The organism is Streptomyces sp. NPDC056452, assembly GCF_042796085.1.
Classification (GTDB): domain Bacteria; phylum Actinomycetota; class Actinomycetes; order Streptomycetales; family Streptomycetaceae; genus Streptomyces.
In genome coordinates this window covers 108,332-127,266 of record NZ_JBHTRI010000001.1, presented here as the reverse complement: position 1 = coordinate 127,266, position 18,935 = coordinate 108,332, and the positions used below count along the sequence as shown (strand labels likewise).

Genomic DNA, 18,935 nt, shown 5'->3' with positions numbered 1-18,935 from the left:
CCACGGTGTCGGTCATGAGAACAGTGCCCGGCCCCACCAGTCGTCCTTGTCGCGGACGCCCGGCGGTACGGCGAAGACCGCCGAACCCACGTGCTGGATGTACTCGTTGAGCGCATCGTTCGCCGCGAGGCTGCGCTGCACCGGGATGAAGCCCTTGCGGACATCGCGCTGGTAGGCGAGGAAGAACAGCCCCGCGTCGAGCCTGCCCAGACCGTCCGTACCGTCGGTGAAGGAGTAGCCGCGCCGCAGGAGCGACGCCCCGCCGTTGGTGTCCGGGTGGGCGAGCCGCACGTGCGCGGTGGGCAGCATCGCCTTCAGGAACGGCTCGTCGCGCTCCTTCGCCCTGCCGACCGGGGCGCCCTCGCCCTTGTCCCGGCCGAAGATGTCCTCCTGCTCCTGGAGCGGAGTGCGGTCCCAGGTCTCGATGTGCATCCGGATGCGCCGGGCCACCAGGTACGAACCCCCGGTCATCCACCCGCCGTCGTCCTTCGGGCCCACCCACACGTGCTTCGTCAGTGCGGCCTCATCGGTACCCGCGATGTTCCGGGTGCCGTCCTTGAAGCCCATCATGTTGCGCGGTGTCTGGGCGTCGGGCGTCGTCGAGGAGGTCTTGCCGAAGCCCAGCTGCGACCAGCGGACCGAGGCACGGCCCATGGCGATCCTGGCGAGGTTGCGGACAGCGTGCACGGCCACCTGCGGGTCGTCCGCGCACGCCTGGACGCACAGATCGCCGCCGCTGCGGGTGGCGTCGAGGTTGTCCCCGGGGAACTTCGGGAGGTCCACGAGTGCTTCGGGACGGCTGTCCTGGAGGCCGAACCGGTCCGCCGCGAACAGGGACGGGCCGAAGCCGACGGTGAGCGTCAGCCGGGACGGCTTGAGGCCCAGTGCCTCACCGGTGTCGTCCGGTGGCGCCTCCGCCGGGCCTCCGTACGCGCCGTCGCCCACCGCCCGCCCGGACGTCATGCGCTCCGCGGCCCGGGTCCACTCCTTGAGCAGGGCGATCAGCTCGGCCCTGTCCTTCGTCGTCACATCGAACGCGGCGAAGTGCAGCCTGTCCTGTACGGCGGTGGCGATGCCCGCCTGGTGCACACCGTGGAACGGCACGGCCGCGCCGCTGTCCGCCGCGGGCTCCGCACTTCCGTCGGAGCGCACCGCGGCGACCGCGCCGCCCGCCGCGGCGGCACCCAGCGCAAGCCCGGCACCGCCCCAGCCGAGCAGGGCGCGACGGGACGGGGCGGCGCCCTTCTCCCCGGAGGTCTCGCCGGCTCCGGACCGCATTACTTCGTCACCGCGGCGGCGAGCCGGGACAGCGGCTCGGCGAGCGCGTTGACCGCGTCCGAGAGCTCCTTGCGGTCCGCCTTGCCGACCTTGTCGTACGAGGTGAACTCGTAGGACGCCTTGTCCGCGCGGTACTTGTCCAGCAGCGTGTCCAGCGCGGCGAACTGCTTGTCCAGGGTGGTGGTCAGCGCCGCGTCGTTCTTCGACGCGATCGGCTTGAGCAGCTCGTACGACTTCTCCGCACCCTCGACGTTGGCCTTGAAGTCGACGAGGTCGGTGTGGCTGTAGCGCTCCTCCTCGCCGGTGACCTTGCCGGTGGCCACCTCGTCGAGGAGTTCCTTGGCGCCGTTCGCCATCGAGGTCGGGGTGATCTCGGCCCGGCCGACCCGCTTCTGCCAGTCGGCCAGGTCCTTGTAGAGGAGGGGAGCGAGCGCCTTCTCCTCGGCGCCCAGCTTCTTGTCCTGCCACAGCGCCTTCTCCAGGCGGTGCCAGCCGGTCCACTTCTGGCCGTCCTCCAGGCCGTCCTCCCGGACGTCGACCTTCGGGTCGATGTCACCGAAGGACTCGGCGACCGGCTCGGTGCGCTCCCAGCCGATACGGGAGTCCGCGTACGCCTTCTTCGCCGCCTCGATGTCGCCCGCGGCCACGGCGTCCGTGAAGACCTTCACCTTGGGCAGCGTCTCGTCGGCCTGCGCCTGCACGTAGGTGCGGTAGCCGGCGACGGCCTTGTCCATCTCGGGGCTGCGCTCGGCCGACTTTCCGCCGGTGACCTCGACGGTCTGGCGGATGCCCTTGCCCTTCATGCCGGGCTTGCAGGCGATCTCGTACGTACCGGACTTGACCTCGGCGGTGATCTTCGCCTTGGTGCCGGGGCCGATGTTCTCGCGCTCGGTGACGATGCGGTCGTCCGGGAACAGGACGTAGACCTCGGTGACCTTGGATCCCTTGTTCTCCACGGCGAGTTCGACGTGGCCGGCCGGGATCTTCGTCCTGGACACCTCGCACGCGTCGTCCTTCGCGATGACCTGAACGGCGCCGTCGCCCTTGCCGTCGCTCTTTTCGGCGCAGCCCGTGACGGCGGTCAGTGCGGCCACGGTCGCGGCAGCGGTGACAACGGAGAGACGAACGGCTCGCATGCGGGCTCCACAGGGGACGAGAGAACGGGGAAAGGGCCGGACCAAGGGCAGGTGAGGCGGACCTAACTTAGCGGCGCCTTACCTGGCCCGTACCCCTCCGTGCAGTGATTCAGCTCTCACCGGAGGGCCAGAAGAACGGGCAGGTCACGGCTACCCCACAGGGAACCCACAGGAAGGTCAAACGCGGGTCAAGTCACCCTTGTCGGTACAACGAGAGGCGCCCCGGTCCGCGGATGCGGGAACACCTCCACCGGCTGCCGGTACACCGTGCCGAGCAGTGCGCCCGTGAACACCTCGGCGGGCGGCCCGGTCACCGCGATCCGTCCGCCGTCCATGACCACGGCCCGGTCCGCGTAGGCCGCCGCGAGTCCCAGATCGTGCAGCACCACGACCACGGCGTCCCCGGCGGCCGCCCGCTCCCGGCAGATCCGCAGCACCAGTTCCTGATGGCGCAGATCCAGCGCGGCCGTCGGCTCGTCGAGCAGCAGCAGCGGGGCCCGCTGGGCCAGGACCCGGGCCAGCGCCACCCGGGCCCGTTCGCCGCCCGACAGTGCCGAGAACGGACGGGCGGCGAACTCCGTGACCTCCGTCGCGGCCATCGCCGCGGCGACAGCCGCATCGTCCTCGTCCTCCCGGTCCGTCCCCGCCCAGGGCGCCCGTCCCATCCGTACGACCTCCTCGACCGGGAACGGGAAGGAGAGCACGGCGGACTGCGGCAGCACGGCACGGCGCAGGGCGAGTTCGGGCGCCGACCACTCGGCGGCCGGGCGGCCGCCGATGCGTACCTCGCCGCTGCCCGGGGCCAGATCGGCGGCCAGTGCCGCCAGCAGGGTCGACTTCCCGGCCCCGTTCGGCCCGACGAGCGCCAGCACCTCACCCGCCCGGACGGTCAGGTCCACGGCATCGAGCACCTGTCGTCCGCCGAGCCGGACTCCCAGCCCGCCGGCCTCGGCCACGGGCGAGCCGGGGGCCACGGGGAGCGGCAGCTCCCGGCCGCGTACCGCGAACAGCTTCCTCAGCGGGTTCATGCCCAACCACCTTGCTTGCGACGGGTCCTGCGCAGCAGCCAGAAGAAGAACGGGCTGCCGAAGAGGGCGGTCAGCACCCCGAGCGGCAGCTCGGCGGGATCGGCCACGGTACGGGCCGCGAGATCGCCCGCCACCAGCACCAGCGCACCGCCGAGCGCACTGCCGGGGACGAGGAACCGGTGGCCGGGGCCGTTCGCCATGCGCAGCAGATGCGGAACGAGCAGTCCCACGAAGGAGATGATCCCGGCGACGGCGACCGCGGCGGCGGTCAGCAGTGCCACCACGAGGACGAGCGCGATGCGCAGGCGCTCGACATCCACCCCGAGATGCCGGGCGGGCCGCTCGCCGAGCGCGAGCAGATCCAGCTTCCCGGCGTAGAACGGCGCCAGCAGCAGCCCGAGCACCGCGCACGGCAGTACGGCCAGCACCTTGGGCCAGGTCGCCTGGGCCAGTGAACCGAGCTGCCAGAAGGTGATCTGGGTGATCTGCGCATTGTCGGCGAAGAAGATGAACAGGCCGATCAGGGCGCCCGCGAAGGCGTTGACGGCGATGCCGGTGAGGATCAGCGTCACCACCTCCGTACGGCCCCCCGAGCGGGACAGCGCGTACACCAGGAGGACGGTGGCGAGGCCGGAGACGAACGCGCAGACGGTGATGGTCCAGTTGCCGAGGAAGTTCAGCCCGAGCGCGATCGAGGCGACCGCGCCGACCGCCGCGCCCGAGGAGATCCCGATGATCCCGGGCTCCGCCAGCGGGTTGCCGAACACCCCCTGCATCAGGGCCCCCGCGCAGCCGAGGGACGCGCCGACGAGCAGCGCGAGGACGACCCTCGGCAGCCGTACGTTCCACAGGACGCTCTCGCCGACCCGGTCCAGGGCCTGCCCGCCGAGCCCGGTCCGGTGCTGCACCGAGGACAGGACGTCGCCGAGCGGGATGCCGTACGCGCCGAGCCCGGCGGAGAGCAGGCAGCCGACGAGCAGCGCGGCCGACAGTGCGGCGGTGAGGACGAACGCCCTGCTGCGCCTTGCCCCGGCGCCGGTGACCGCCTCCATGCGCTCCTCTTTCGGGGTGGTCGTCACTTGCCCCGGCCGCCCTTCGGGTAGAGCTGGTCCACGAGTCCGGCCAGCACGCGGTCGGTGCGTGGCCCGTAGTTCAGCAGCACCCCGTCGTCGATCGAGACGATCCGGCGGTCCATCCCGGCCGGCGTCTGGGCGACCCCGGGGATCTTCACGAGGCCGTCGACGCCGCCCACGGAGTCGAGTCCCTTGCTCATCACGAGGATCGCGTCCGGAGCCGCCTCGGCGAGGGCCTCACTGGTGATGGCGGTGAAGTCCTTCGTCAGCCCGGACGCCTTGCCCGCGTCGACGGCACCCGCCGCTTCGAGGAGGGAACTCGCGCCGGATTCCCGGCCGCCCAGCAGATACACCGAAGCCGAGCCGCGCAGGTACAGGAACGCCACGCGCGGCTTCCCGCCCTCCCGGCGTGCCGGGATCGTCCTCTGCGCGGCGCCGATACGGGACTCCGTACGCGTCCTCAGCTCGTCCCCCGCGGACTTCACGCCCAGCGCCCCGGCCACGGCGGTGATCCGGCGGCCCACATCGGCCAGCTCCTTGGCCGGCTCGACGACGACAAGGGCGATGCCGGCGTCCCTGATCTGGTTGATGGCCTCGGCGGGACCGGTCGTGGTGTCGGCGAGGACGAGAGTCGGCTTCAGCGACAGCACGCTCTCCGCCGAGACATCGTGAGCGCGGGTCACCACCGGGAGCTTCTCGGCCTGTTCGAAGGTGGCGGTGATGTCGCGGGCGACGACCTGCCCGCCGAGGCCGAGGGTGAACACGATCTCGCTGAGCGAGCCGGTCAGCGGCACGATCCGGTCGGCCGAGGTGATGGTGACCGCGATGCCGTCCGCGGACTTCACGGTGACCGGCAGCTGCGGCCGGGGGGCGGTGGCGAGCGGCTCGACACGGTCGGCGGCCGCGGACGCGGTCGCCGCTCCGGCCGGTTCCGCGGCGGGGTCCGCCGAGGCGCCGCAGCCGGTGAGGGCCAAGGAGAGCGCCACGGCTGCGGCAAGGACCCCGAGCCGGGCGATGTGTGGTCGTCCTTCCTCCCGGCCCGCCGTGACGGAGTTCTGGGGGAAACGCACGAGGCACCGTCCTGGGTGTTCCGGATGAGAAGTGACGGAGGGGGTTCCGGCACGAGCTAGGTTGAGCTTAGGTTAGCCTTACCTCACTTTCTAGCCCTGGGAGGGTCCCATGCCGCCGTCACGATCCGTCCGTGCGCTCGCCGTTGCGCTTCTCGCGGTGCTCACGGCGGCCCTGCTCCCGGCCGCCGCCGCGCAGGCGGCGAGCCGCACGGTGCAGGGCGGCAGGCTGGACTGGGGCATCAAGTCCTCGTTCCAGAGCTATGTCACCGGGCCCATCGCCAAGGGCAGCTGGAACCTGACCGGCGGCGCCGCGACGGTCGGCGGCAGCCAGTTCCGCTTCCACTCCGCCACCGGCTCCTACGACCCCGCGAGCGGCGCCCTGCGGGCCGGCTTCTCCGGCGGGGTCCACTTCACCGGCCACCGGAAGGCCGGCGGCGGCAACGAACTCGACCTCACCATCAGCCGCCCGACCGTCCGGATCAGCGGCGGCGGCGGGACCCTGTACGCCGACATGGTCAGCAAGGACCGGGGGAGCGGCCGGGTCACCTCCTCCGCCCAGGTCCCGCTGGCCACGCTCGGGCTCGCCGGAATCAACATGAGGGGCGGGTCCACGCCCGTCGCCCTCAACAACGTCCCGGCGAGCCTGACTTCGCAGGGCGCGAAAGCCTTCGCCGGCTACTACACGGCCGGGACACCCCTCGACCCGATCAGCCTCTCCGTCGACACCGCGGGCCCGGCCGCCCAGAAGTCCGCCTCCCCCTCGGCCTCCCCGTCGAAGGAGGCATCGAAGACCAAGGGCGAGACCGCCGGCCGCTTCGAGACCGCCGCGGTCGACTGGGGCGTACGCCGCACCTTCCGCGAGTACGTCACCGGCTCAATCGGCCGCGGCAGGTGGACCCTGGCCGGCGGTGCCCAGGACGGCGGAGCACTCTTCCGCTTCCCGCAGGGCAAGGGCACCTACGACGCCGCCGAGCAGACCCTGGACGCGGCCTTCGCAGGCAGCGTCCGATTCACCGGGGCGGACGGTCTCGATCTGGAACTCGCCGGGGTCGCCGTGCGGGTGACGTCGGGCAAGGGCACGCTCCTGGCGGACGTCACCAGTGGGGGAAGTACCCGCAAGGACATTCCGCTCGTCACCTTCACCACCAAGGGCTTCACCCCGAAGAACGGTCTCGCCACCCTCACCGAAGCCCCCGCGACCCTCACCGCCGGCGGCGCCGAAGCCTTCGGGTCCCTGTACAAGGCGGGTACCGCGATGGACCCGGTCTCCCTCGCCGTAGCCGTCGACGCACAGGCGGAACTGCCCCCGCTGCCCGACCTGGGCAGCGCGGCGGAGCCGTCCGCCACGCCGGCGCAGAAGACCGCGGCCCCTCCGGCCGCACAGCCGGTGGCCGCCGACTCCGGCTCCCGCACCGGAACCTACGCCGCTGTCGGCGGCGGCGCCCTGCTGCTGCTCGCGGCCGTCGCCGCCGTGCTGTACGTGTCCCGGCGCCGCAGCTCACCGGACGCCTGAGCCACAGACCGCTCCACCATCCCCCCTTCTCCCTTTCCCTCCCTTCGTCCTTCGAGGAGTCACCAGCCATGGCAGCCACCCGCCGCCCCATAGCCCTTGCCGCCGCAGTCGCCACCGCGGCCGCACTCGGCGCGACGTTCGCCCTTCCCGCTCTCGCTGCCGACAGCACGGGCGCCCGTCCCGTCGCGGCGGCCCCGACGACGGAGCTGACGGACGGCACGCTGGACTGGGGCTTCAAGGAGTCCTTCCGCAGATACATCGGCGGGGCAGGCACGATCACCGTCAAGGACGGCGCCAAGCAGGCCGCGGGCAACGGCGTGTTCACCTTCGTCAACGGCAAGGGCACCTACGACACGAGCACCCACGGCACGGACACGGCCTTCGAGGGCGGCGTCAACTTCAGTGCCCACGGGGGTGTCCTGGACATCACGCTCTCCGACGTGAAGGTCGCCACCGTCGGCACGGGCGGCGCGATCACCGCCGACGTCGCCACTCCCCAGGGCACCCAGAACGACGTGGCCGTCGCGGCGCTCGACCTGTCGGCGGTGAGGCCCGGCCAGGGTGCGGGCGGCGCCATGGTCTTCAAGGACATCCCCGCGACGCTGACGAAGGCGGGTGCCGAGGCCTTCAACGGCCAGTACGCGGAGGGCACCGCCCTCGACCCGGCCACCCTCTCCGTCAAGGCGGTCGCGGCGCCCCCGACCACGGAGCCGACGCCGACCCAGAAGCCGACCGGGAAGCCCACCGAGAAGCCGACCGCCACCCCGACGGCCACGGCGACCGCCACCGGGAAGCCCACGTCCCCGGCGTCCCCGTCCGCCTCGGCCACCACCCCGGCCGCCGACCCGGGCGCGCTCGTCGACGGCACGCTGGACTGGGGCGTCAAGAAGTCCTTCCGCACCTACGTCACGGGCCCCATAGCCAAGGGCTCGATCGAGACGACCGGCGGCGCCACGGCCTCGGGCGACGGCTACCGCTTCCCCGACGCGACCGGGCGCTTCGACGCGGAGGAGCAGACCCTGGAGGCCGCGTTCGAGGGCACGGTCCGCTTCCTCGGGCACAAGGAGGGCGACGCCTACACCCTCGACCTGTCCCTCACCGGTCTGGAGGTCCAGGTGCGGGGGGCGGTCGGCACGCTGATCGCCGACGTCACCACGAAGGACCGCGAGACCAAGAAGGTCACCACGTACACCGGGCTGGCCGTCGGCGACCTGAAGCTGCCCGCCGGTGAACTCGCCGCGAAGGACGGTGTGGTGACCCTCTCCGGCGTCCCGGTGACACTGACCGCCGACGGCACGAAGGCGTTCGGCGGCATGTACCCGAAGGGCGAGCAGCTCGACGCCCTCACCCTCGCGGTCGCGCTCGACAAGGACGCCGAACTCCCCGGCACGACGGGCGGATCGGGCACCACCGGCGGCACCGGCACGAACGGTGGCTCGACCACCGGCGGTTCGACCACCGGCGGCACCGGCGGCACGGTCGGCGGCTCGGGCTCGCTCGCCTCCACGGGCTCCGACGTTCCGGCCGGCGCCCTCTTCGCGGCCTCGGGCGTGGTCGTGGCAGCCGGGGCCGGAGTGGTGATCGCGGCGCGCCGCCGCCGTACCGCCTGATCCCTGCCATCGGTTTACCCGCAACAGGCCGCACCGGCACCCGCCGGTGCGGCCTGTTGCGACCGCCCCGGCCCGCACGGTGCTTGAATGCGCACGTGAACGACTACGACGTACCCGACGGCATCGACGTACTGCGCGTGTTCTGCGGCCCGGACGGCCGCCACGGCAACGCGCTGGGGGTCGTACGCGACGGGCGCAGATACCCCGACAACGAGTCCCGGCAGGCGCTCGCCCGCAAACTCGGCTTCACCGAGACCGTGTTCGTCGACGACCCGGAGCGCGGGAACGTCGACATCCGCACGCCCGGCCAGCGGCTCCCGTTCGCCGGGCATCCGCTCGTCGGCGCTGCGTGGCTGCTCGACCTGGAGGTCCTTGAGCTGCCCGTCGGGGACGTGTTCGCCCGCCAGGACGGTGAGTTCACCTGGATCACGGCCCGCCCCGAATGGGCGTCGCCCTGGACGCTGGAGCGGTACGCGTCGGACGCCGAGGTCGAGGCACTGACGGAGCCGCCGCCCGGTGAGGGCTGGCTCTATGTCTGGGCCTGGGAGGACGAGGCGGCGGGGCGGGTGCGGGCGCGGGCGTTCCCGCGAGGGGACGACAGCATCGACGAGGACGAGGCGACCGGGGCGGCGGCCATGCTGCTGAGCGCGGAGCTGGGCCGTGCCCTCAACATCGCACAAGGACGCGGCTCCCAGATCCTCACCGCACCCGCGCCGGACGGCACGGTGGAGATCGGGGGCCGCGTCCTGCTGGCCGCCAAGGGCTGAACGAAACGGCTGTGCGCTGTACGAAACGGCTACGCGCTGAGCGGGAAGACCTCGCCGAGCTCATGGAAGACGGCCGTGTTCAGCGCGAAGGCGTTCTTGCACTCGTCGATGATGCGCTGCTTCTCCAGATCGTCGGCGTTCACCGCGTCCAGCAGCTCCCGGTACTCCCGCTTGAACGCGGCCGGGTTGGAGATCTGCTCGAACACGTAGAAGCGCACCCCGTCGCCCTTGCGCTCGAAGCCCCAGGTCTTCTCCGCGGTGCCCCGGATGATCTGGCCGCCGGAGAGGTCCCCGAGGTAGCGCGTGTAGTGGTGCGCGATGTAGCCGGCCGGCCAGTCACGGGCGCACTCGGCGACCCGCTCCGCGTACGCGGCGGTGGCCGCCAGCGGCTCCAGGCCCTCGCGCCAGCCGGCACCCCGCAGATGCGCCAGATCGCGCTCCAGCTCGGCACTGCGCATCAGCTCCGGCTGGATGAACGGACCCGCGACCGGGTCGTTGCGCAGCGCCTGCGCGCCGTCCTCCAGCGCCCGGTACACGAACCACAGCTGCTCGGTGTAGCGCGTGTACGCGTCCACCCCGAGCCGCCCGCCGAGCATGTCACTCATGAAGGAGGAGGACTCCGCCTCCGTGTGCTGCTCGTGCGAAGCGGTGCGGATGAGCGTGGAGAACGGGGTGGTGGCGGTTGCGTCCAAGAGGGGCCTCCGGGGGCCGAGGGGACGGGGAGTCCGGACAGAGACGGAAATGTCGGCAGCACCAGCTGCGCGCGCCGCCGACTGCCAGTACGCTGATCCTCCTACTTAGGTTTACCTAAGTCAATTGGTTCCCGACTGCCTGTCGGTAAAACATTACGCCCGGCCCGGACCGGGCGCAGCGTTACGGCAGAGTCAGGATGTCCGCCCCCGTCTCCGTCACCACCAGCGTGTGCTCGAACTGGGCGGTCCGCTTCCGGTCCTTCGTCACCACGGTCCAGCCGTCGTCCCACATGTCGTACTCGTGCGTCCCGAGCGTCAGCATCGGCTCGATGGTGAACGTCATGCCGGGCTGCATCACGGTCGTCGCGTGCGGACTGTCGTAGTGCGGCACGATGAGACCGGAGTGGAACGAGGAATTGATCCCGTGCCCGGTGAAGTCCCGCACCACGCCGTACCCGAACCGCTTCGCGTACGACTCGATCACCCGGCCGATCACATTGATCTGGCGGCCGGGCCGCACCGCCTTGATGGCCCGGTTCAGCGACTCCCGGGTGCGCTCCACGAGGAGCTTCGACTCCTCGTCGACATCGCCGCAGAGGTAGGTGGCGTTGTTGTCCCCGTGCACACCGTTGATGTACGCGGTGACGTCGAGGTTCACGATGTCGCCGTCCCGCAGCACGGTGGAGTCCGGGATGCCGTGACAGATGACCTCGTTGAGCGAGGAGCACAGGGACTTCGGGAAGCCGCGGTAGCCGAGCGTCGACGGATAGGCGCCGTGGTCGACCATGAACTCATGGGCGACCCGGTCGAGTTCGTCGGTGGTGACGCCCGGGGCGATGTGCTTGGCGGCCTCCTCCATCGCCTGCGCGGCGATACGGCCCGCGATCCGCATACGCTCCACGGTGTCGGAGTCCTGGATCTCCGGCCCGGTGTACGGCGTGGGGGCGGGCTTGCCCACGTACTCGGGGCGCCGGATGTTTCCGGGAACGGAACGGACGGGAGTGATCTCCCCTGGTACGAGAAGCGACTGGCCAGACATGCCAGCGAGTCTAACCAGCGCGCCTGGGGCAGCATGGCTGCGAGGAAAGGATCCGACGATGGCCCTGTTCAAGAAGCGCACGGTCGGCAAACCGGGCGAGTGGTACTACTGCCTGGAGCACAAGAAGGTCGAGGAGGGCCCCGAGTGCCCGGCGAAGGACCGCTTCGGCCCGTACACCTCCCGCGAGGAGGCGCAGCACGCCATGGACACGGCGCGTGAGCGGAACCTGGAGTGGGAGAACGACCCGAAGTGGCATGACCGCACGGAGGAGACCCCGGAGCCCTAGGGCCTCACCTCCGGATCATGCCGGACCCCGCGAGCCCGGCATGATCCGGAGGCTCTAGACCCCGGCGGGATCGGTGGACGCCGCCCGCCTGCGCGCCGCGTCCTCGTCCGTCACGGAGTCGTACGTGAGCAGCTTCGGGAGCGCCGCAGCCAGCAGCGCGACCGAAGCGACGCACGCCACCCCGCCCGTCCATATCGCGCCCCGGGTGCCCGTCCAGCCGGCCATCGCCCCGGCCCGGACCTGGCCCAGCTGGGGGCCGACGCTGTACGAGAGCACCTCGATGCCCGCGAGCCGGCCCCGCAGCCCGTCCGGGATGGTCTGGTTCCAGATCGTGGAGCGGCCGAGCCCGCTCAGCATGTCGCCCGCGCCGGCGACCGCCAGGCAGCACAGCACCAGCCACACGTTGCCGAACCGTCCGGCCGCCGCGATCGCCAGCCCCCAGACGGCCGCGCCGCCCACGACGAACAGCCCGTGCCGCCGTACCCGTGAGGTCCAGCCGCTGGTCAGCCCCAGCAGGAGGGAGCCGACCGCCCCGGCCGCATACATCAGCCCCAGCGACCACTCGGCGTCCAGATCGTCCGCGAGGAAGGGGAAGACCGCGTTCGGGAAGGCGAAGAACATGGCCGCGAGATCGATCGCGTACGTCCCCAGCAGCACGGGCCGGCTCCAGGCGTACCGGGCGCCCTCGGCGATCCCCCGCAGGGACGGCTTCTGCGCGTCGTGCGCGGGCGGAGCCGCTGCCAGCCGCAGGCACAGCAGGACGGACACGGAGAACGTCACGACGGTGACGCCGTACGCGGTGGCGTGCCCGGCGTACGCCACGACCAGACCCGCCAGCGCGGGACCGGCGATCGCGCCGGCCTGCCAGCGCAGCGAGTTCAGTGCGGCGGCAGCGGTGAGCTGGTCGTGCGGCACGATCCGGGCCATCAGCGAGTCCAGCGCGGGCCGCTGCAGCCCGGCGAGCGCGGAGACCCCGGCGGCCACGACGTAGAGCGGCCAGAGAGCCGGCTCGGGCGCGAGCGCGTTCGCCAGCAGGACGAGGGCGAGCACCCCGAGGCCCGCCTCGGTGCCCAGGATGACCTTGCGGCGGTCGGCGGAATCGGCGAGCGCCCCTCCGTACAGCCCGAAGACGACCAGCGGCACGAGCTCCACCGCCCCCATGGCGCCGACGGCGAGCGGCGAGCCGGTGAGGTGCTTGATCTGGAGCGGCAGCGCGATCAGCGCCATGAAGCTGCCGAAGTAGGTGATCAGCCCCTGGATCCAGAGCAGTCGGAAGTCGGCGGAGGAGCGCCAGGGCGAGAGATCGGGCAGAAGGCGGGACGTCACGAGAGGCCATGGTCCGCAGGCGGGCGGTCGACGGCAACCGCATTTCCTGCCCCGCGGAACCCTTTCGGGGCATCGGGGCACGGCAGGAGATCTGCTGGCTCGAAACGCTTACCAGCGGGCCGGCGGCGGGGCCGTCAGCTGGTCGGCCAGCCGGGACAGCCGGTCCCGGAACGTGCGGCGCCCCCGCGGGGAGGGCGCACCGTTCTCCCCGGCCGCCGCACTGACCAGGTGCTGCACGGTGTCCAGGTCCACATCGTCCCCGTCGCCCACCGTCAGCGCCTCATGGGCGAGCCCCCGCACCTCCGCGTCGCCGCTGTCCAGCGTCAGCACCGTCGCCCCCGCCCGGCGCGCATCGTGCACCCGCTCCAGCAGCCCGCCGCCGGGCCGCTCCGGGGCCACCACCAGCAGGGTCTCGCCCCGCCCGGCCGCCTCGATCCGGCCCAGTCCGACGGCCAGATGCGCCGGATCGCCAGGCTCCACCCGGTGCCGTACGAGGACGGGCCGCAGCTGCGGCAGACCCGACCACGTGGACTCGTCGACCAGATGCGCGGCCATGTGCCACGGCTCGTACACCTCGGTCCCCACCAGGAGCAGCCCGCCGCCCTGCGGCACGACCGAGGACCGCAGGGTCCTGGCGAACCGGCGGGTCACCGCGGGCCACTCGGTCCCGGCGAGTACTTCACGCAGCAGCGCGACACGTACGGCATCCATGGCCCGGCATCATGCCCCAACTCGTCCCCACAGGTGACGCCTTGGGGCCGAAGCACCCGAACGGGTCCGGGCCGCCCCGTCGGGAGCCCGGCAGGGCGGGCCCCCGCCCGCCGTGACGGATGTCGCAGAGGGACCCTGCCGCAGAGTCCACGTAGCTACCTCGCAGTAGGGTCGGCGCCATGACTACGAATGAGAGCGGCAGCGCACCCAAGCCCCCCGCCAAGGACCCCTGGGACCTCCCCGACGTGTCCGGGCTGACCATCGGCGTACTCGGCGGAACGGGCCCCCAGGGCCGGGGCCTGGCCTACCGCTTCGCCCGCGCCGGCCACAAGGTCGTCATCGGCTCCCGTGCCGCCGACCGTGCGGAGGCCGCCGCCGCCGAGCTGGGCCACGGTGTCGAGGGCGCGGACAACGCGGAATGCGCGCGCCGCAGCGACGTCGTGATCGTCGCCGTGCCCTGGGACGGACACGCCAAGACGCTCGAGTCCCTGCGCGAGGAGCTCTCGGGCAAGCTCGTCGTCGACTGCGTCAACCCGCTCGGCTTCGACAAGAAGGGCGCCTACGCCCTGAAGCCCGAGGAGGGCAGCGCCGCCGAACAGGCCGCCGCCCTGCTGCCCGACTCCCGGGTCACCGCCGCCTTCCACCACCTGTCGGCGGTACTGCTCCAGGACGAGTCGATCGAGGAGATCGACACCGACGTCCTGGTGCTGGGCGAGGCACGCGCCGACACGGACACCGTGCAGGCACTCGCGAGCCGTATCCCCGGCATGCGCGGCGTCTTCGCGGGGCGGCTGCGCAACGCGCACCAGGTCGAGTCGCTCGTCGCCAACCTGATCTCCGTCAACCGCCGCTACAAGGCACACGCGGGGCTGCGCGCCACCGACGTGTGAGCCCGTGCCCGGAGCAGGAACGGGCATGAGGGACACTGGACGGGACCGCGCACCATCCCCGGACAGGAGCACCAGCCCTCATGCCCCGCCTCGCCGTCTACGCCCTCGTCGTCTGCGTTCTCGCCGTCGCCGCAGCCGTGGTCTCCTTCGCCCAGGGGAGCTTCCTCGGGATCATCTGGGTGCTTCTGGCCGGCCTCTCCTCGAACATGGCGTGGTTCTACATCCGCAAGCACAGGCTGGAGAGCGCGGCGGCCGGCAGCTAGGGCCTCTCGCCGCTCACGCACCCAGCGCCGCGCAGCCCGGGTCCTGGTCGCCGAACCACTCCCGCCAGAAGCGGTACGCGTCGAGCCCGCAGTACGTCTCGATCTCGCCGACGCCCAGCCCCCGCAGCAGCGCGTCGACCGCGTCGAAGAAGACTGCGTTCACCTCCGGGATCCACAGCAGCGCGAAGACCGCGATCAGCCCGAACGGGGCGAACGGCTCGACCTGCCGCCGGACCTTGTACGAGAGCCAGGGCTCGATCACGCCGTAGCCGTCGAGCCCCGGGACCGGCAGGAAGTTCAGGATGGCGGCCGTCACCTGGAGCAGCGCCAGGAACGCCAGGGCCAGGCGGAAGGAGGGCGGCACCCCGTCCAGCGCGTCCAGCCAGAACGGCGCCGTGCAGACGATTGCGAACAGGACGTTCGTCAGGGGGCCCGCGGCCGAGATCAGGCTGTGCTTCCAGCGGCCGGTGATCCGGGCCCGCTCGATGTAGACCGCGCCACCCGGCAGACCGATGCCGCCCATGATCACGAAGAGCACCGGCAGCACGATGCTCAGCAGGGCGTGGGTGTACTTGAGCGGGTTCAGGGTGAGGTACCCCTTGGCCCCGATCGAGATGTCCCCGCTGTGCAGCGCCGTGCGGGCGTGCGCGTACTCATGCAGACACAGCGAGACGATCCAGGCCGACGTGACGAACAGGAAGACCGCGAAGCCCGTCTCACCGGCGAAGCCCGTCCACACCGCCCAGCCCGAGACGGCCATGACGGCGACGATCCCGAGGAAGATCGGACTGACCCGCCGGTCGCTGCGGCGGAAGGCAGTGGTCATCGGCGGAACTCCTGGGTGCTGGACTGCGGGCGGCGAGCCCCGACAGTACGGGTGACAGGGCGAGAACGTCTCGCGGTCGGGTGGTAGTTCCACGAAGTGCGGAGCCGTCACGGACAATGGGCGCGTGCACTACGGCATTCTCGGTACGACCCAGGCTCTCCGCGACGACGGCACGGCAGTGGCCCTCGGCGGGGCGCGGCTGCGCGCCCTGCTCACGGTGCTCGCCCTGCGCCCCGGGCGCACGGTCCCGGCGACGGTTCTCGTCGACGAGGTGTGGGACGGCGATCCGCCCGCCGACGCCGTGGGAGCCCTCCAGGCACTCGTGGGCCGTCTCAGGCGTGCGCTCGGCCGGGACGCCATCGGCTCCGCGGACAACGGCTACCGGCTCGCCGCCGACCCCGACGCCGTGGACCTGCACCGCTTCGAGCGGCTCGTGGGCGAGGGCTCGCGGGCCCTGGAGGACGGCGACCCGGCGAAGGCCGCCACGGTCCTCGACGACGCGCTCGCCCTGTGGCGCGGGCCCGCACTCGCCGACCTGCCCGACCGTGCGGCGACCGCCGTCCGCTGGGAGGCCCGGCGCTTCGAGGCCCGCCGCACCAGGATCGCCGCCGTCCTCGCCCTGGGCCGCCCCGACGAGGCCCTGCCCGAACTCGCCGCACTCTGTGCCGACCACCCCATCGACGAACCCCTGCAGGCGCTGCGCATCAGGGCGCTGCAGGCCGCCGGGCGAACCGCCCAGGCACTCGCGGCGTACGGGGACGCGCGGACCGCGCTCGCCGAGCGCCTGGGCTCCTCGCCGGGACCCGAGCTGCGCGGGCTGTACGAGGAACTGCTGCACCAGGACCGGCCCCGGCAGGAAGCGGCGCCCTCTCCCGCCCCGCAGGGAAACCTGCGGGCCAGGCTCACCAGCTTCGTCGGCCGCGAGACCGACATCGCCGCCCTGCGTGAGGACCTCTCCCGGGCGCGCCTGGTCACCCTGCTGGGCCCCGGAGGCGCGGGCAAGACCAGGTTGTCCCAGGAGGCGGCCGAATCCGTCGATCCTGCCGCCTGGCCGGACGGCGTCTGGCTGGCCGAGCTCGCGCCGGTCGACGATCCCGACGCGGTTCCGGAGGCCGTCCTCACGGCGCTCGGCGGCCGCGAGACCGTGCTGCGCGGGGCGGGCGCCGAGGAGCTCCGGGCCGCCGAACGGGGCGCGGGCGAACCTCTCGCCCGGCTCACCGAACACTGCTCCGGGCGCCGCATGCTGCTGCTCCTGGACAACTGCGAGCACCTCATCGAGGCAGCCGCGGCCCTCGCCGACCACCTGCTGGCCCGCTGCCCCGGGCTCACCGTCCTCGCGACGAGCCGTGAACCCCTCGGTGTCCCGGGTGAGTTCGTCCGGCCGGTCGACCCGCTGCCCGACCCGATGGCGTTGCGCCTGCTCGCCGAGCGCGGGGCCGCTGCCCTGTCCGGCTTCCGGGTCGACGCGGACGAGCGGACGGCGGCGGCCTGCGCGGAGATCTGCCACCGCCTCGACGGCCTTCCGCTCGCGATCGAACTCGCCGCCGCACGGCTGCGCATGCTCACCCCGCGCCAGATCGCCGACCGCCTCGACGACCGCTTCCGTCTGCTGACCAGCGGCAGCCGCACCGTGCTGCCGCGCCAGCAGACCCTGCGGGCGGTCGTCGACTGGTCCTGGGACCTCCTGGACGAGGACGAACGCACCGCCCTGCGCCGGCTGTCGGTCTTCTCCGGCGGCTGCACCCTCGCCGCCGCCGAGGCGGTCTGCGCGGACCGGCCGCAGGACGCGTACGACGTCGCCGGGGCGCTCGGCTCGCTCGTCGACAAGTCCCTCGTCGTCGCCGCCCCCGCCGCGGACGGCCGGATGCGCTACCGCCTCCTGGAGACCGTCGGCGAGTACGCCGCCGAACGGCTCGACGAGGCGGGGGACCGGGACGTCGTCGAACGGCGGCACCTCACGTTCTACCGGGAGTTGGCCCGTACCACCGACCCCGAACTCCGGGGCGCCGGACAGCTCGCCGCCCTCGAACTGCTCCAGCGGGAGTACGAGAACCTGCGCACGGCCCTGCGGCACGCCGTCGCCGCCGGCGACGAGCAGGAGTCGCTCTGCATGGTGCTCTCGCTCGCCTGGTACTGGCAGATGCGCGATCTGCGCAGCGACGCGCTGCAGTGGGCCGAAGCCGTCTCCGCGCTCGGCCCCGACCCGTTCGCCGCGAACGCCGGTGTCGCGCCCTCGCTCACCGAACGCTGTACCGACGCGCCGCCGCCGATGAGTCCCGACATGCTCCAGGAGGCGCGGCGCCAGGTGGCACTGGTCCATATGGCCAGCGTGGACCACGCGATGGACGTCTGGGCGAACGAGTCGGGCATGGCGCGTCTGCGGGCCATCGCCGCCGCCTACCGGCCCGGCCAGCCGCAGACCTGCCGCAGCCCGGGTTCGCTCTGGTTCTTCGCCGTCGTGCTCACCGGCGACATCTCGGACCTGCGTGGGGTGCTGGACGAGACGGTCCGCGCCTCACGGGAGCTCGGATTCGACTGGGAGCTGGCCGCCGCGCTCCAGATGCGTGCCAACGTGCTGGCCAACCGGCCCGACTGGGCCGGCGCGGCCCAGACTGACGCCGACGAGAGCCTGGAGATCTTCCGCCGCCTCGGCGACGACTGGGGTGCGGCGGAGGCGCTCTCCTCGCGCGGCGAGGCCAACGAGAAGAGGGGCGACTACACCCGGGCGGCCGACGACTACCGGGCCGCGATCGGGTACGCGGAGAGGCTCGGCGCCCGGGCCCAGGTACTGGTGCTCCGCACCCGGTACGCCTCCGCCCTGGTCGAACTCGGCCGCGGTGCGGAGAGCGAGGCGATCCTCCGGGAGGTGCTCGTCGAGGGGCGGCACGCGGCGCACGAGTCGACGGCGTTCGCCCGGTTCTTCCTGGCCATGTCGCTGGGCATGTCCGGCCGTACCGTCGAGGCTCGTGAGCAGATGGGCGTGCTGCAGGAGGATTTCAAGTACGCAGCCGTAGGGGTCTTCGAAGCGTTCGTCATGGGCGGCCTGGCCTGGCTGGACAACCAGGAGGGGCTGTACGCGGACGCCCTGGCCCGGAGCCGGGAGGCGCTGGCACTGTCCGACGACCGGTTGTCGCAGATGGTGGCGCCGCAGATGCACGTGCTCTACCTGGTCACCGTGGCACGGGCGTTGGGCGGGCTCGGCGGGGAGCGCCGGGCAGCTCTCGCGGCGCGGCTGCTGGCCGCCGCACAGGTGCTCCTGCCGGAGGGGCACGTGTCGACGTCGCTGGAGCGGGACAACTACGCCGCTGCCGAGGAGCTGGCCCGCGGCGTTCTCGGGGACGCCGCCTACCGGGCCGCGTACGACGAGGGCAGCGGCCTCTCCGAGAAGGAGGCCACTGCCCTCGTCGACGCGTACCGGGACTGACGC

Annotated in this window: 17 protein-coding genes; 7 read left to right on the top strand and 10 right to left on the bottom strand. The window is 72.3% G+C overall.

Annotated elements, in window-relative coordinates:
* Window positions 1-12 precede the first annotated feature (12 nt).
* The 5 genes from efeB to ACFQ6X_RS00515 all read right to left on the bottom strand — a co-directional run bounded on the left by efeB (window position 13) and on the right by ACFQ6X_RS00515 (window position 5,585).
* Window positions 13-1,278, bottom strand: coding sequence for an iron uptake transporter deferrochelatase/peroxidase subunit (efeB, locus tag ACFQ6X_RS00535; RefSeq protein WP_383173686.1), 1,266 nt, complete (start codon window positions 1,276-1,278; stop codon window positions 13-15).
* Window positions 1,278-2,414, bottom strand: coding sequence for an iron uptake system protein EfeO (efeO, locus tag ACFQ6X_RS00530; protein ID WP_383173683.1), 1,137 nt, complete (start codon window positions 2,412-2,414; stop codon window positions 1,278-1,280). Before efeO ends, efeB begins: the two co-directional genes overlap by 1 nt.
* Before the next feature lie 188 nt (window positions 2,415-2,602).
* Window positions 2,603-3,442, bottom strand: a complete 840-nt coding sequence (locus ACFQ6X_RS00525) for a heme ABC transporter ATP-binding protein (RefSeq protein WP_383173680.1) — start codon at window positions 3,440-3,442, stop codon at window positions 2,603-2,605.
* Complete coding sequence (locus ACFQ6X_RS00520; protein WP_383174567.1) at window positions 3,439-4,494, bottom strand: FecCD family ABC transporter permease; 1,056 nt, start codon at window positions 4,492-4,494, stop codon at window positions 3,439-3,441. Before ACFQ6X_RS00520 ends, ACFQ6X_RS00525 begins: the two co-directional genes overlap by 4 nt.
* A 23-nt stretch (window positions 4,495-4,517) precedes the next feature.
* On the bottom strand, window positions 4,518-5,585 hold the full coding sequence (locus tag ACFQ6X_RS00515) for a hemin ABC transporter substrate-binding protein (RefSeq protein ID WP_383173678.1): 1,068 nt from the start codon (window positions 5,583-5,585) through the stop codon (window positions 4,518-4,520).
* A gap of 109 nt (window positions 5,586-5,694) precedes the next feature.
* Between ACFQ6X_RS00515 and ACFQ6X_RS00510 the strand changes: the two genes are divergently transcribed.
* From ACFQ6X_RS00510 to ACFQ6X_RS00500, 3 genes are all read left to right on the top strand, one after another.
* A complete protein-coding gene (locus ACFQ6X_RS00510) occupies window positions 5,695-7,098 on the top strand; it encodes an HtaA domain-containing protein (protein WP_383173675.1) in 1,404 nt (467 codons plus the stop codon).
* Between the two features lie 68 nt (window positions 7,099-7,166).
* Entirely contained in the window at window positions 7,167-8,708 is a 1,542-nt protein-coding gene (locus ACFQ6X_RS00505; protein ID WP_383173672.1) for an HtaA domain-containing protein, read from the top strand.
* A gap of 95 nt (window positions 8,709-8,803) precedes the next feature.
* On the top strand, window positions 8,804-9,475 hold the full coding sequence (locus ACFQ6X_RS00500) for a PhzF family phenazine biosynthesis protein (protein ID WP_383173669.1): 672 nt from the start codon (window positions 8,804-8,806) through the stop codon (window positions 9,473-9,475).
* A 29-nt stretch (window positions 9,476-9,504) separates the two neighbouring features.
* Here the strand turns inward: ACFQ6X_RS00500 and ACFQ6X_RS00495 are convergent, their stop codons facing one another.
* Together ACFQ6X_RS00495 and map are read right to left on the bottom strand one after the other, a co-directional pair.
* Window positions 9,505-10,167: a biliverdin-producing heme oxygenase gene (locus tag ACFQ6X_RS00495; protein ID WP_329211693.1), complete on the bottom strand. Its 663-nt coding sequence runs from the start codon at window positions 10,165-10,167 to the stop codon at window positions 9,505-9,507.
* A 181-nt stretch (window positions 10,168-10,348) separates the two neighbouring features.
* Window positions 10,349-11,206, bottom strand: a complete 858-nt coding sequence (gene map, locus ACFQ6X_RS00490) for a type I methionyl aminopeptidase (protein WP_329211695.1) — start codon at window positions 11,204-11,206, stop codon at window positions 10,349-10,351.
* 58 nt (window positions 11,207-11,264) lie between these two features.
* On the opposite strand from map, the gene ACFQ6X_RS00485 reads away from it, so the two are divergent.
* Window positions 11,265-11,492: a hypothetical protein gene (locus ACFQ6X_RS00485; RefSeq protein WP_329211697.1), complete on the top strand. Its 228-nt coding sequence runs from the start codon at window positions 11,265-11,267 to the stop codon at window positions 11,490-11,492.
* A gap of 54 nt (window positions 11,493-11,546) precedes the next feature.
* On the opposite strand, the gene ACFQ6X_RS00480 is transcribed toward ACFQ6X_RS00485, so the two are convergent.
* Together ACFQ6X_RS00480 and ACFQ6X_RS00475 are read right to left on the bottom strand one after the other, a co-directional pair.
* Complete coding sequence (locus tag ACFQ6X_RS00480; protein ID WP_383173664.1) at window positions 11,547-12,818, bottom strand: MFS transporter; 1,272 nt, start codon at window positions 12,816-12,818, stop codon at window positions 11,547-11,549.
* A 108-nt stretch (window positions 12,819-12,926) separates the two neighbouring features.
* A complete protein-coding gene (locus ACFQ6X_RS00475) occupies window positions 12,927-13,529 on the bottom strand; it encodes a hypothetical protein (protein WP_383173661.1) in 603 nt (200 codons plus the stop codon).
* A gap of 179 nt (window positions 13,530-13,708) precedes the next feature.
* Here ACFQ6X_RS00475 and npdG point away from each other — a divergent pair, with 179 nt between their 5' ends.
* On the top strand, window positions 13,709-14,419 hold the full coding sequence (gene npdG, locus ACFQ6X_RS00470) for an NADPH-dependent F420 reductase (RefSeq protein WP_383173658.1): 711 nt from the start codon (window positions 13,709-13,711) through the stop codon (window positions 14,417-14,419).
* An 80-nt stretch (window positions 14,420-14,499) separates the two neighbouring features.
* Window positions 14,500-14,682: a hypothetical protein gene (locus ACFQ6X_RS00465; RefSeq protein WP_383173656.1), complete on the top strand. Its 183-nt coding sequence runs from the start codon at window positions 14,500-14,502 to the stop codon at window positions 14,680-14,682.
* A 13-nt stretch (window positions 14,683-14,695) separates the two neighbouring features.
* Here ACFQ6X_RS00465 and ACFQ6X_RS00460 read toward each other — a convergent pair whose 3' ends face one another.
* Window positions 14,696-15,508 carry a site-2 protease family protein gene (locus ACFQ6X_RS00460; protein ID WP_383173653.1) on the bottom strand — a complete coding sequence of 271 codons (813 nt, stop codon included), beginning with the start codon at window positions 15,506-15,508 and terminating at the stop codon, window positions 14,696-14,698.
* A 124-nt stretch (window positions 15,509-15,632) separates the two neighbouring features.
* On the opposite strand from ACFQ6X_RS00460, the gene ACFQ6X_RS00455 reads away from it, so the two are divergent.
* Complete coding sequence (locus tag ACFQ6X_RS00455; protein WP_383173650.1) at window positions 15,633-18,932, top strand: BTAD domain-containing putative transcriptional regulator; 3,300 nt, start codon at window positions 15,633-15,635, stop codon at window positions 18,930-18,932.
* Window positions 18,933-18,935: the final 3 nt, after the last annotated feature.

Coding starts and splice junctions, on each gene's coding strand:
- ACFQ6X_RS00505 (WP_383173672.1), top strand. CDS start 7,167: ATGGCAGCCACCCGCCGCCCCATAGCCCTTGCCGCCGCAGTCGCCACC.
- ACFQ6X_RS00460 (WP_383173653.1), bottom strand. CDS start 15,508: ATGACCACTGCCTTCCGCCGCAGCGACCGGCGGGTCAGTCCGATCTTC.
- map (WP_329211695.1), bottom strand. CDS start 11,206: ATGTCTGGCCAGTCGCTTCTCGTACCAGGGGAGATCACTCCCGTCCGT.
- efeO (WP_383173683.1), bottom strand. CDS start 2,414: ATGCGAGCCGTTCGTCTCTCCGTTGTCACCGCTGCCGCGACCGTGGCC.
- ACFQ6X_RS00525 (WP_383173680.1), bottom strand. CDS start 3,442: ATGAACCCGCTGAGGAAGCTGTTCGCGGTACGCGGCCGGGAGCTGCCG.
- ACFQ6X_RS00510 (WP_383173675.1), top strand. CDS start 5,695: ATGCCGCCGTCACGATCCGTCCGTGCGCTCGCCGTTGCGCTTCTCGCG.
- ACFQ6X_RS00520 (WP_383174567.1), bottom strand. CDS start 4,494: ATGGAGGCGGTCACCGGCGCCGGGGCAAGGCGCAGCAGGGCGTTCGTC.
- ACFQ6X_RS00475 (WP_383173661.1), bottom strand. CDS start 13,529: ATGGATGCCGTACGTGTCGCGCTGCTGCGTGAAGTACTCGCCGGGACC.
- npdG (WP_383173658.1), top strand. CDS start 13,709: ATGACTACGAATGAGAGCGGCAGCGCACCCAAGCCCCCCGCCAAGGAC.
- ACFQ6X_RS00465 (WP_383173656.1), top strand. CDS start 14,500: ATGCCCCGCCTCGCCGTCTACGCCCTCGTCGTCTGCGTTCTCGCCGTC.
- efeB (WP_383173686.1), bottom strand. CDS start 1,278: ATGCGGTCCGGAGCCGGCGAGACCTCCGGGGAGAAGGGCGCCGCCCCG.
- ACFQ6X_RS00485 (WP_329211697.1), top strand. CDS start 11,265: ATGGCCCTGTTCAAGAAGCGCACGGTCGGCAAACCGGGCGAGTGGTAC.